Origin of the sequence: Butyricimonas sp. DFI.6.44 (genome assembly GCF_022132345.1) — a bacterium.
In the GTDB taxonomy this organism is placed as follows: Bacteria; Bacteroidota; Bacteroidia; order Bacteroidales; family Marinifilaceae; genus Butyricimonas; species Butyricimonas muris.
Genome location: NZ_JAKNJD010000003.1, coordinates 240,252 through 253,126, shown reverse-complemented (window position 1 = coordinate 253,126; position 12,875 = coordinate 240,252). Strand labels below are relative to the sequence as shown.

9 protein-coding genes are annotated in these 12,875 nt (G+C 45.9%); 3 read left to right on the top strand and 6 right to left on the bottom strand.

Going from position 1 to position 12,875, the window contains the following annotated elements; genetic code table 11:
- Positions 1 to 4: 4 nt before the first annotated feature.
- Positions 5 to 1,006, bottom strand: coding sequence for an ABC transporter permease (locus L0M98_RS22660; RefSeq protein WP_317198045.1), 1,002 nt, complete (start codon positions 1,004 to 1,006; stop codon positions 5 to 7).
- Positions 1,007 to 1,017: 11 nt separating this feature from the next.
- Positions 1,018 to 1,944: an ABC transporter ATP-binding protein gene (locus L0M98_RS06150; protein WP_227216567.1), complete on the bottom strand. Its 927-nt coding sequence runs from the start codon at positions 1,942 to 1,944 to the stop codon at positions 1,018 to 1,020.
- Between the two features lie 409 nt (positions 1,945 to 2,353).
- Between L0M98_RS06150 and L0M98_RS06145 the strand changes: the two genes are divergently transcribed.
- Positions 2,354 to 3,610, top strand: a complete 1,257-nt coding sequence (locus L0M98_RS06145) for a M23 family metallopeptidase (RefSeq protein ID WP_099291533.1) — start codon at positions 2,354 to 2,356, stop codon at positions 3,608 to 3,610.
- Between the two features lie 35 nt (positions 3,611 to 3,645).
- Here L0M98_RS06145 and L0M98_RS06140 read toward each other — a convergent pair whose 3' ends face one another.
- Entirely contained in the window at positions 3,646 to 5,778 is a 2,133-nt protein-coding gene (locus L0M98_RS06140) for a DUF3352 domain-containing protein (RefSeq protein ID WP_227216565.1), read from the bottom strand.
- Positions 5,779 to 5,870: 92 nt separating this feature from the next.
- On the opposite strand from L0M98_RS06140, the gene L0M98_RS06135 reads away from it, so the two are divergent.
- Complete coding sequence (locus L0M98_RS06135) at positions 5,871 to 6,470, top strand: chromate transporter (protein ID WP_227216564.1); 600 nt, start codon at positions 5,871 to 5,873, stop codon at positions 6,468 to 6,470.
- On the top strand, positions 6,458 to 6,994 hold the full coding sequence (locus tag L0M98_RS06130; protein ID WP_227216562.1) for a chromate transporter: 537 nt from the start codon (positions 6,458 to 6,460) through the stop codon (positions 6,992 to 6,994). The genes L0M98_RS06135 and L0M98_RS06130 overlap by 13 nt, the downstream gene beginning before the upstream one ends.
- 94 nt (positions 6,995 to 7,088) lie before the next feature.
- Here the strand turns inward: L0M98_RS06130 and trxA are convergent, their stop codons facing one another.
- From trxA to L0M98_RS06115, 3 genes are all read right to left on the bottom strand, one after another.
- The gene (trxA, locus tag L0M98_RS06125; RefSeq protein ID WP_099291530.1) at positions 7,089 to 7,403 is read right to left on the bottom strand and encodes a thioredoxin; all 315 of its coding nucleotides are present in this window, start codon (positions 7,401 to 7,403) and stop codon (positions 7,089 to 7,091) included.
- An 89-nt stretch (positions 7,404 to 7,492) separates the two neighbouring features.
- Entirely contained in the window at positions 7,493 to 11,155 is a 3,663-nt protein-coding gene (gene dnaE, locus L0M98_RS06120; RefSeq protein ID WP_227216560.1) for a DNA polymerase III subunit alpha, read from the bottom strand.
- A 453-nt stretch (positions 11,156 to 11,608) separates the two neighbouring features.
- Complete coding sequence (locus L0M98_RS06115; protein ID WP_227216559.1) at positions 11,609 to 12,844, bottom strand: acyloxyacyl hydrolase; 1,236 nt, start codon at positions 12,842 to 12,844, stop codon at positions 11,609 to 11,611.
- Between the last annotated feature and the right edge of the window lie 31 nt (positions 12,845 to 12,875).

Sequence of the window (12,875 nt, the reverse complement as noted above, 5' to 3'; positions counted from 1 at the left end):
GGTTTCAGGAATAGAAAGCGGCATACCACGAAGCACCCGGATCAAGCGCATTAATATACGTGGTGATAGTCATTCCACCGTCCAATTTAGCCACGATCTCTTGGCTATTCGGGGTCAACGTATTCATTTTAGTTGCGGTTGCATCATAATAAACCTTCATTTTCGGCATGGAAGTGATAAATCCAAGGACACAAACCAAAAGAATAACACCAACATTTCTTCCCAACGTGATCACGAAACGAATCTTTTGACGTACCGCGTTCAAACGGATAATCGTCAACGCAAGGAACAAACAAACTACAAGGATGAAATAAAGTAAATCTTCACTACAAATCAACCCGGCGATAAACTTACCGCTTCGACCCGGCATAGCCAACCAATAGGTCACATCGCGAACGAAATCATACTCTTGCCACCAGTCCCCAATCATACTCAACACCATCAACACGGCAAACGTTCCGATAGCCGCCACGATCTGGTATGAAGTCAAACTGGACATAAAAATACCGATAGCCGCGTAAGCACAGATCAACAGGTACAATCCCAACAATCCGACAAACACCATTGGCCAATCGAAATCTTTAATAACAGACCAGCTACAAAGCGTGATTAAAAGAAGAATACCGATCATGAAAAGCCCGTAAATCATCATGGACACGAACTTACCCACGATAATCTGCAGATTGGTAATCGGAGAAGAATACAACAAACGAATAGAACCACTACTCAATTCCTTGCTGACCAAACTCATGGTCAAAAGAGGAATATAAAAATACAAGTAATTCTGCATATTTACAAAGACGGCTCCCCAAGGATTAGCGAAGATATTAAACGTGGCTCCCGCGACGCTATATCCCATTTCTTGAGAAACTACCAATCCCTCGATCTTACCGGCAAAAATCAAACCAGCCTGTATGCCGAACACGACCAAGATCAACCATGCAACAGGAGAATAGAATAACATTTGCAATTCCGTTCTCGCAATATTATATATCATTTTAAACATAACCTGATTATTTAATGTGCTTTTTTAGACAATTCCGCGAATATACTATCCAGAGAGCTCTTCTCTACCCGAATCTCGGATAGACGCCAGTCTTTAGCGGCGCTCTCCTTCACGATACGATCAATAACCTCTTGCGCTTCCGTGAAACGAATACGGAATTTCATGCTACCCAATTCTTCCACGCCCAGTACGCCTTCAATCTTGGCAAGTTCTTCCGTTGCCGGAGGATCAACCATGGAAAGATAAAGGGTATTCGGGATAATATAATTGTCAAACTCATCAACGGATCCCATGAACACGAGCTTTCCTTCCTCGATCATCATAATATGATCGCAAACGGCTTGCACCTCGGTCAAAATATGCGTGGAAAGAATTACCGTACGATCCTGCGCGATATCCTTGATCAAATGACGAATCTCCATAATCTGGTTCGGGTCCAACCCATTCGTCGGCTCGTCAAACACGACTAGAGCAGGTTTATGAACAATCGCCTGAGCGATACCAACACGTTGTTGATAACCACCAGACAAATTCTTAATCAAACGCTTGCGGAAATGAGTGATACCACATCGTGCTAAAACTTCCTCTACAGCAGATTTAAGTTCACTATCCGGAACCCAGCGCAATCTGGCACAATGAAGTAAATATTCTTCTACAGTTAAGTCACCGTATAAAGGGGGCTTCTGGGGTAAGAAACCGATATGACGTTTAGCATCCACCGGATGTTTACGGGTGTCAATCCCGCTGATAAAAACATTACCTTCCGTTTGTTTGATAACACCGCAAATAATGTTCATCGTGGTTGATTTACCGGCACCGTTCGATCCCAGCAAACCATAAATTCCCCGTACAGGAATCTCGAAACTAATGTCGCGTACCGCCCATTGAATGCTGTAGCGATGTGACAAGTGTTCGACTTTTACAATTGGCTCTTCCATAAATTTGTTATTAAAATTAATATGCTCTTACAACAACACTTTTGCAAACTTTATAAATAGACGTTTCAGAATTGATTTAGTGTTATTCCAAAATCAATTTTATGAAAACTTTAAGATTTCCCAACCATTCAAACAACTGGTTAATACAATATTACCCTTTTCTCTCCTAAATCTTCTTCACGTCATTATAAAAACACTTTTTGACATTCCATCACCTCAAAAGTAATAAATTACAAATCGCATCAACAATAAAAAATCAACTTTAACGTTTTGTTAATAACAACATTAAGAAAGTTTTCACAAACGACAACATGTGGATAAAAAAAGAACCACTCTGTTGCAGGTTAAAAGCAAATCACCTAACTTGCAAGCCTGAATCGACGCGATTAACCGGATGTAAGAAAAGAAGATGAAAAAGACGAAATGGATTTGGATTTGGGCAGCCATAGGCCTTGTACTGGGGATTGTCATTTTTTGGCCGAGTAACAAAGGAAATAAAGAAGCGATACTGGAAGCCAACGCTGTTGACGAAGTCGTGGACACGACAGAGTTACAGCAAGTACATTATAAATACGGCATCCCCTCCGATAATTTCGAGATAGCGGAAGGTGTAGTGGAGAAAAACCAGAACCTTTCTCTCATCCTCGCAAGGTACAAGGTATCCCCTGCCAAAATACACGAGATTGCGCAACGCTGTAAAGATGTTTTTGACGTGAGAAGTATCAAACGGGGTCAAAACTATACTCTTTTCCTCGCTAAAGACAGTCTTCGCACCCCCGAGTTCTTTATATACGAGAAGAACGCCCTCGAATACGTGGTGATCGACTTCAAAGAAACATCGGAAGTGTACGTGGGACAAAAAGACGTGGTAAAAAAAGAACACACTGCCAAAGTAGGTATAACCTCTTCTTTATGGAATGCCATGGTTGAAGCAAACACCGACCCCACTTTAGCGATCACGTTATCTGAAATATACGCTTGGTCTATCGACTTCTTCGGCTTGGCGAAGGGCGATTCGATACGGGTTATATACGAGCAATCGTACGTCGAGGACAAACCTCTACGTGACTTCAATGTCAAAGCGGCGATTTTCACGAACACCGGCAAAGACTTCTACGCTATCCCCTTCGAGCAAAACGACAAATTTTCCTATTTTGACGAAGAAGGCAACAGCTTGCAGAAAACCTTTTTAAAAGCCCCGTTAAAATACTCCCGTATATCCTCGGGATTCTCCAACAACCGTTTTCATCCCGTGCTGAAAAGATACAGGGCACATCACGGCGTGGATTATGCAGCCCCCACGGGAACGGAAGTGTACACCATCGGCGACGGGGTTGTCGTGAAAAAAGCATATCAGGCAAACGGCGGCGGCAACTATGTGACCATAAAACACAATAGTGTCTACTCCACCACTTACATGCACCTATCCAAATTCGCCAAAGGCATTCAACCCGGCAAACGCGTAAAACAAGGTGAAACCATCGGTTACGTCGGAGCCACCGGACTTGCCACCGGTCCTCACTTGGATTTCCGGGTGTACAAAAACGGAACCCCCATCAATCCGTTGAAAATGAGTTCTCCTCCGAAAGAACCCGTTTCACCCGAAAACATGCCTCACTTCACACAAGTGAGAGATTCACTGGTGAACTTACTAAGAAAAATCTAAGAATGAAGAAAATCTCAGAATCGTCAATCACTAAATCATAAATCATAAATCGTCTCCCCCGTCACCTTATAGTAACGCCATTTTCCGGCATGCAGCCCTTTCTTATAACGTCCCTCGCACCACAAATGTCCCGTGCCGTAATAGAACTTGGCTTCCCCGTGCCGTACGCCCTTCCGGAATCCGATTTCCGCCCGTACCGTTCCGTCCGGAAAAAATTCCTTATAATAACTAATCTCCCCTTTCTTGTAACTCACTTGCGCCAACAACTCGCCGTTCTCGTAAAAGAAGGGTGCTACCCCGTCAATCTTGCCCGTGCTGTAAGGCAACTGCCCGATCAACTTGCCCGCTTTGTCAAACACGCACCATACCCCGTCCGGATACCCGTCCTTCAATGCCCCGCGAAAAAGCACTTTATCAGTTGAATACTCGTAATATTCCCGGGAACCAATCGCGATACTATCCGGCACGACAGGATAATAAAACCCCGCTTCTATCTGATCAATCTGATTCTCGAACTGCCGGTTCAACTCCCGCATACGATACTCCTCGGGAGCCTTGGCATTATAATTTGCCACAATTTGTGTCTTAAAAGCATCTCCATTCTTGGATAGAGCAAGCCCCACCGTCTCGAAACTCAAAAACGCCCCCTTGTTCTTCTCCAGCTCATCCCGGGAATCCGCTTTAAAAGAACCGTACAAATACTCGTATGTATTCGGAGCCTGCACGTACCCGAACACGTTATTCCTGCTCCCCAGACTTTCCATCGTCTGCAAATACTTCTCGTCACGGGACAGCGTGTTTCCCAACACGTATTCCTTGATCATCTCGGTAAGCGTCTCCGGGGAATTACTGAAAACAACGTAATCTTCCAGAAAAGTATAATAAGGTCGCTCGAACCTATCAAACATCCCCCCGAAAAAGAGATTGAAGAAACCCTTCAAACGGAAATAATGAATGGTGTGCCCGTTATATTCAATCACCCGTTCCTTCACGGGAGTCGTTCGCTGAATCTGTTCCGCCAGATAAGCCAACTGATCTTTCGCCAGATCAATATCTTTCCCCCGGACAGCCAACACGATATTATCCGCCCGTTGCCCGCTTTCCAAACGAGGCTTAATGATCGTCACCTCGTTCCCTATCCATGAAGAAAACAAATCCAACACATCCACCCCCAACCATTTATTCATCCTCTCCAAAGATTTCGTGATCTCCGCGTAAGACTGCGGATTATTTGTCTTGTAATTCTCCAACAACAAAGACTCCACCTTCTCGAACGAAGGGAAACAGAAAGAGATATAAGCCGCCGTATTCTCGCCCGCAATATTCTTCACGGAAGAAGTTCCGCCCTCGAGAGAATTCACCACATCCAGCAACGAAAAGCTACTTGAGTCGGGATTCGTTTCCCCCGTGAAACGCAGATTTTTATCATTCAACTGCAACATCAACCGGGTATTCTTCAATAAAGCGACCTCGTTTACCACCGCGGATTTTTCCATAACCGAGGCAATCCATTTTCCCAATTGACGATGATCGATATCCAGAATCATATCGCCCGATGCCGCCACCATCCCGGTATTCTTCTTTATCTTACAACGGGCAAGCGAACGGGAAACCAAAGAACGGGACAACGAGGCTATCAACAGATTATCTTTGATCGTGAAATAAAACTGCAAATCCGCCCAAGTCAATTCCCGAATCTCCCCGTTCGGGTCCTTGAACCGTTTCACCCGTATTTCATCATCTTCAACGAGCGCAAGCAACCACGATTCAAACAGGCGAATCACGTTCAGTTTACCCAAATCACAAACATACAAGAGATCGTAATCATTCAGCGCCACCTGATGACAGGATATGGTCACGGGACGATCCGTCACGATACGCTTCATCTTCGGGTAACTATTCGCCAAAGAATCTATATACTGTAAATCCGAATGATACTCCTCGAAATACGGATAGCTCTTCAACGAGCGCCAGATAAAATTCCTCCGCAAACGTTCATGAACACTATTCACGGAACGAATATTCACCTTAAAAACCGCATCCGCGGGCACCGCTTGCAGGGTATTAAACTTCCCCAAGTTGCGGAAAACACCGAGCCACACGACCAAACTGAACCCCAGCAAAAGGCCTGACACGACAATTAATTTCCTCTTTGTACTTTTCCGCATATATTTCACTCCGCTACGCTATTTCGATACCACAATATTAAGAAATTTAGACGGGATTATCGTATCTTCGCGACAGATATTTAATACAAATTATGGCTTCATACTGGCAAATATTCATATCATTTTTCAAGATCGGTTCCTTCACCCTTGGAGGCGGTTATGCCATGATCCCTCTAATCCAGAAAGAGGTCGTGGAGAAAAAGGCGTGGCTGAAAGAGAGTGAATTTGTCGAAATGCTCGCCATCGCCCAATCAGCCCCCGGTCCAATAGCCCTCAACACGGCAATCTTCGTCGGGTACAAGGCACGGGGGGTAAAAGGTGTCATCTTTTCCAGCCTCGGTACCATACTACCCTCCTTTATCGTGATCCTGCTCATTGCCATGATCTTTACAGACTTCAAGGATAACCCCGGTGTAGAAAGAGTATTCAAGGGAATACGTCCCGCCGTGGTAGCCCTCATCGCCGCACCTCTCTACCAAATGGGAAAATCTGCCGGAATCACCCGCAAAACCGTCATCATCCCTACCCTTGCCGCCCTTATCGTGTGGCAAACAGGAGTATCGCCCATATATATCATCATCGCCGCCATCGCGGGAGGCATCGCGTACGGAAAATTTATAAAAAAAAATGAAAAACTTTACAAACCTTATAAACTTTATGAACCTTACGAACTGATTACATGGAAAACCTAGAACTATATATCAGCCTATTCATCACCTTCTTCAAAATCGGCCTGTTCGGTTTCGGGGGAGGCTATGCCATGCTGTCCCTGATACAACACGACGTGGTAGAAACACACCAATGGATCAGTGTCGCGGACTTCACGGACATCGTTGCCATATCCCAAAGCACTCCGGGTCCTATCGCCTTCAATACCGCCACATACATCGGCTACACCGCGACGGGAAGCATCTGGGGTTCGGCAATATGCACGATTGCGGTCAGCCTGCCGTCGTTATTCATCATGATCACCATCTCCAAATTCTTCTTCATATTCCGGCAAAACAAATACGTCGACTGGGCAATGACAGGACTGAAAACCACCGTTCTCGGTCTGATCGGTGCCGCTGCCCTGTTACTCATGAACAAACAAAACTTCATAGACTACAAAAGCTATATCATCTTCGCCATAGCCTTCCTTGCCACCTTCAAATTCAAAATGGACCCGATCCTCATGATCGTTTTGGCAGGAATCGCAGGATATATACTTTATTAAAAACAACCCTATAAGTAACAATCCACCAAGATCATAAATCGTAAATCATAAATCTCCAATAAAAAAACCGCCTTTCAGCGGTTTTAATATCTCATTAAAGCAATTTATTGATTTTGTCCACCAATGTAGCTTTAGGTACTGCACCAACTTGCTTGTCTGCAACCTGACCACCCTTAAAGAAAAGAATTGTCGGGATGTTACGGATACCATATTTAGCAGAAGCTGAACTTTCGTCCACGTTCACCTTAGCAACTACTATTTTACCCTCGAACTCTTTAGAGATTTCCTCAACGATAGGCAACATCATTTTACATGGTCCACACCATTCTGCCCAGAAATCTACTAACACGGGAACCTCTGCTTTCAGCACAACTTCCTCGAAATTTGAATCATTAACTGCAATAGCCATACTTCTATCTTTAAAGTTTATAATAATATTTTCATGCTAAAAGCGTTGGAGAATACTCGCGTAAAATCCAACGCTTCGACACGGCGAAATTAATTAATTTTCATTTTAATAGCATCATTATTCTCGAAATATTCGTACAATTCTCTTGAACGTCCTATCTTACAAGTCCTTGAAAACATCTTCACCCGATGCCCTGAATTATCATACAACACAAAACTTAATGGCAAATCTCCCTGCTCGTTCACGAACTGATTGTGTAACTCTGTCACGATCTCGTGCGTCAACTTCTCCACGTCCACCTGCAAAGTGATCGAGCGAATCAGATTCTCGCTAATTACGCTCAGCAAATCCATGCTCACCACGTTAAACGTCAGCTCCCCGGCTCCGCCCCACTTCTTCACCTGTACCCTGCCTTTTATATATACTGCCGTTTCCATGATAAAATAGTTTCTGAACTTGATAAAATCCTCCCCGAAAAACGGCAACTCGAAAGTTCCGGTAAAATCCTCGATCGTCAGTATCCCGAAATCATTCCCTTTCTTCGTTTTCCCTATCCGCATATTCACGATAATGCCCGCTATCGTCACGTCCCTGTCCTTGAAAGGCGACAAATCCGTCAAACTATCCAGCGGCGTGCAAATCGCGTTTATCTCCAACTTATACGAATCCAAGGGATGAGAAGTTAGGTATATACCTATCAATTCCTTCTCCTTACGCGCCTTTTCCACGTCCGTCCACGGCTCGCACAACGGGATGGTCGGTTTCTTCACGTCGTACTCGTCCATTCCCCCGAACAACGTCGCCTGCATCAACATGCTATCCTGTTGCTTCTTTTGCCCGAAATTCACCAGATTTTCCAGAAAAGTCGTGTGACCGTCCGGCATATAAAAATACTGTGACCGGTCCAACCCGAAACTGTCCAATCCCCCGGCTGTAATCAGGTTTTCAAGCGTCTTCTTGTTCACCGTCCGGTAATCCACCCGCTCGAAGAAATCGAACAAATCCTTAAACTCGCCTCCTTTCGTCCGCTCCTCGATAATCGAATCCACGGCTGCCAGTCCCACGCCTTTGATTGCCGCCATACCGAAACGGATATCCCCGTTATGGTTCACCGTGAAATCATTGTCCGACTCGTTCACGTCCGGCGCCAACACCTTTAATCCCATGCGCTTGCACTCGTCCATAAAAATCGTCACCTTCGTGATATCCGACAGGTTACAACTCAAGTTGGCAGCCATAAACTCCGACGGGTAGTGCGCTTTCAAAAATCCCGTCTGGTAAGCGATATAAGCGTAGCAAACCGAGTGCGACTTGTTGAACGCGTAAGAAGCGAAAGCCTCCCAGTCACCCCATATCTTCTCCACCAGCGGTTTGACCTCCTTGCCCACTTCCTTCGCGCCTTTCACGAACTCGGGATTAGCGTTACACCCGTCAAGGAATTGCGCCTTCAAAGCATTCATCGTGTCGATCTGTTTCTTACCCATCGCCTTACGCAAAGTATCCGACATACCTCGGGTAAAATTACCGAGAGCACGGGACTGCAACATCACCTGCTCCTGATACACCGTAATCCCGTACGTGTCCTTCAAGTAAGGTTCCATCATCGGGTGGTCGTACTCGATCGGAGCTTCCCCGTGCTTACGCTTAATAAAATCGGGGATATACTCCATCGGACCCGGGCGATACAAGGCATTCATCGCCACCAAATCCTCGAAACGGTTCGGCTTCAAGGCACGCAAGTGCTTCTTCATACCCGGCGACTCAAACTGGAACAGACCGGTAGTATCTCCTCGCGAAAACAAAGCGAATGTTTCGGGATCTTCCAGCGAAATGGCATCCACGTCTATCGTCATATGTCTGGACTTCTTGATATTATCCAAACACGTCTTTATAATAGAAAGGGTACGCAACCCCAAAAAGTCCATCTTAATCAACCCGATCGGTTCCACGAAATGCCCGTCATACTGCGTCGTTTTCAGACTCTCGCCCTCCGTGTTCATAATCGGAATATGATCCGTCAACGGGTCACGACTAATCAAAATACCACAAGCGTGCACCCCCGTTTGCCGCACGGAGCCTTCCAAAATCTCCGCCAACCGAATTGTCTTCGCCACCAACGGGTTGGGTGAATCTTTCTCTTTCTCCAGATCGGGATTCTCCTTGTACGCCTTCTTCAATGTCATTTTCGGCGCCTCCGGAACCATCTTCGCCAGACGGTTCGCCTCCGACAAGTCGAGCTTCAACACCCGCGCCACGTCCTTGATCGCCATCTTGGCGGCCATACTACCGAAAGTAACGATATGCGCTACTTTATCTTCCCCGTACTTCTGTGTCACCCACTCCAACACCCGTTGCCGACCGTCGTCATCGAAGTCAACGTCGATATCAGGCAATGAAATACGATCCGGGTTCAAGAAACGCTCGAACAGCAAATCGTACTTCACCGGGTCGATATTCGTGATACCCAAACTATACGCCACGGCACTCCCCGCCGCCGAACCACGTCCCGGTCCCACTATCACCCCCATATCACGAGCCGCCTGTATAAAGTCCTGCACGATCAGGAAGTAACCCGGGAAACCCATGGTTTTCATGATATGCAACTCGAAAATCAAACGCTCCATGATATCCGGCGGAATCTCCTCCCCGTAACGCTTTTTGGCTCCCTTCATCGCCAACACCTTCAAGTAATCCGCCTCCAGTTTGATACGGTACAAACGATCTATCCCACCCAATTTCTTCACTTTCTTCTCCGCCTCTTCCTGCGACAAAACGACTTCGCCCTTCTCGTTACGGGTAAACTCGTCAAAAAGGTCCTGCGCCGAGAACTTCTCACGGTACTCCTCCTCGGTTCCTAACTCCGGGGGAATCGGGAATACCGGCATCAACGGGTCGGAATCCAACTTATACTCCTCCACTTTGTCCACGATCTCCTGCGTGTTCTCCAACACTTGCGGGATATCATGAAACAAAGCCTGCATCTCCGCCGTGGTCTTGAACCACTCGTGACGGGTATATCTCATCCGGTTCGGATCATCAATATCCTTCCGGGTATTCAAACAAATCAACAAATCGTGCGCCTCGGCATCCTGCTCGTTCAAGAAATGCACGTCATTCGTGGCGATCACCTTGATGCCCAACCTTTCGCCCATCTTCAGAATCTCGGCATTACACCTCACCTGATTATCGTACACCTCCGCCCTCTCTTTCGCCGATTCTGCCGGGTGACGCATCACCTCCAGATAATAATCCTCCCCCACCAAATTCTTGTACCACAAGGCCGCTTTATCAGCCCCCTCGATATCTCCCGCCATAATCTTCTGGCAAATCTCCCCTCCCAAGCAAGCGGATGAAATAATCAACCCCTCGTGGTGCTTTTCCAGAAGAGCCTTATCAATACGCGGGCGGTAATAATACCCGTCCACGAACGCCACGGAACACAGTTTCACCAGATTCTTGTACCCTTGCAGATTCTTCGCCAGAATAATCAAGTGTTCCCCCGAACGGTCCACCGGTTTCTCCTTGCTATACAACGACACCCGTGCCACGTAAGCCTCGACACCCAGTACCGGTTTGATTCCTTTCTTCCTGCACAAATCGTAAAATAACTTCACCCCGAACATATTCCCGTGGTCGGTCAGTGAGATCGCCGGCATCCCGTCAGCAATGGCTTTATCTATCAATCCCGGAACACTCGCCGCCCCGTCCAAAATCGAATACTGCGAATGCACGTGAAAATGAGTAAATGGCATAAAAACTCCTCTTAAAAAATATAAGACAATCCCTCAATACATTGAACCTAAGCAATAAGATTCTTTGCATTTTCTTCAAATATCACAGGAACAAATATAATGAATATAACAACACGTACTCGTTAAAACAAGTTACTTTTTCCGAGTGTTTCTAACCAAACCTCTGAGAAACGATGAGAACAAGAAAGGAAGACCTTTCCATTACACACTGATTACAAGCACTATTCACACTTCAATAGTGCATCACTCCCGTATTATTTCCGTGTAAAACGCTATTAGTTCCCTATTAAAGCGCTATTAAAACCCTATACTACAATAGCGTTTTAATAGCTTACTAAAAGCTTACTAAAAACTTTACAAGCGGAATTGCACCGGAATTGATACCCTATTCATACTCTATTCAGAACTGTCTTGGGTAGTTCCTTGTCGTGAAAACAGCATTAAATCAAGATATTAAAAAGCGAAAGATTTACTATTAAGCCGGAAACCGATACCCAGCATCAAGAAGTTAGGATCATGAAAATCCCGAAGATTGTATCCCACGTGCAGAAACGAAGTTTGAGACATCGCGATTTTCAACGTGAGCATCTGGTAGAACATACTCAAATCCCCTTTCCCGATAAAATTAGTCCCCAACCCGATTCCCACGGTGAAGAAAGGCATCACGTATTCTACCCGTCCGGAAATTCCCAACGCGAACTGCTCGCCAAGAGGCGGTCTGACAATCTGCGACTTATCTATCTGCCCGTACACGTCATACTCCGTGTAAAGGTTCGCACCCCCGTCATACGTGCCGTCAAGCGACATACCAAATCGCAGTTTATAACCCGCATTATACATCGGGGTAAAATTAAACCCGAACACCGGGTAAGATTCGGGAGAAGGCGAAAGTCCGTCGGCAGTCTTGATTCCCTGACTATGCCACGAACCGAAAAATACAAAATCATAACTTACATGACGGCGAAAGGGGCGGCAAGAAGAAACATCATTCGCTTGCAACGGCTTCAAATCATCTTTCCTATGGAAATTACATTCCACCCCGAAATTCCCGCCGATCGTGTTCAGTCCCGCGTTGGGGATCGCGGTATTACCATTGGAGAAGTGCGACACGGTAATGCCCGAAGTCAGACTCACACCCGGCGATAATTGCCAACGCAAATAAAAATTAGCATTAATATAGGCATTCACCTTCGAACCTATGATTTTATTATAGGGATTGTCGTACGTGTTGAAAGTCTTCCACCCCGCGGACAAACCCAGATTCCACTCGTAATGAAAAGACACCCGGGGCGAGAAGCGGGCAACACGAGCCCCTTGAAACAGATAGAATGCTAACGGGTCACCCAACAAGCGAGGTTCCCCGAAGGTATAATACCCGAAACCTATTCCTTGATAAACGTCACCATAAGCACGGGCGGCAACACTTCCCGGACGGTAACGGAGAAAATATTTCAAATGGTACGAGAAAGCACCCCGGATCAGTTTCCCCTCCGGATTATCACCTTCTAAAAAAGAATGTGTCTGAAAAATATACTCCGGACGCACCTCCGCTTTCATTCCATGAACGAACTTACGCGAAGACAAACCGACTGTACTGTCGCGTTCCTGTCCACGCGCCCGCGGGGCTATCCCGACAAATATTATTCCCAGAAAAACAATCGCTCTCCAAATCCTTTTTGCATTATTCATACATCAACTCCATTCATTGCAGTCCACTATA

What these genes read in the sequence shown, in the direction of transcription:
- L0M98_RS06145 (WP_099291533.1), top strand. Translation starts at nt 2,354, where the DNA reads ATGAAAAAGACGAAATGGATTTGGATTTGGGCAGCCATAGGCCTTGTA.
- L0M98_RS06130 (WP_227216562.1), top strand. Translation starts at nt 6,458, where the DNA reads ATGGAAAACCTAGAACTATATATCAGCCTATTCATCACCTTCTTCAAA.
- trxA (WP_099291530.1), bottom strand. Translation starts at nt 7,403, where the DNA reads ATGGCTATTGCAGTTAATGATTCAAATTTCGAGGAAGTTGTGCTGAAA.
- L0M98_RS06115 (WP_227216559.1), bottom strand. Translation starts at nt 12,844, where the DNA reads ATGAATAATGCAAAAAGGATTTGGAGAGCGATTGTTTTTCTGGGAATA.
- L0M98_RS06135 (WP_227216564.1), top strand. Translation starts at nt 5,871, where the DNA reads ATGGCTTCATACTGGCAAATATTCATATCATTTTTCAAGATCGGTTCC.
- L0M98_RS06150 (WP_227216567.1), bottom strand. Translation starts at nt 1,944, where the DNA reads ATGGAAGAGCCAATTGTAAAAGTCGAACACTTGTCACATCGCTACAGC.
- L0M98_RS22660 (WP_317198045.1), bottom strand. Translation starts at nt 1,006, where the DNA reads ATGTTTAAAATGATATATAATATTGCGAGAACGGAATTGCAAATGTTA.
- dnaE (WP_227216560.1), bottom strand. Translation starts at nt 11,155, where the DNA reads ATGCCATTTACTCATTTTCACGTGCATTCGCAGTATTCGATTTTGGAC.
- L0M98_RS06140 (WP_227216565.1), bottom strand. Translation starts at nt 5,778, where the DNA reads ATGCGGAAAAGTACAAAGAGGAAATTAATTGTCGTGTCAGGCCTTTTG.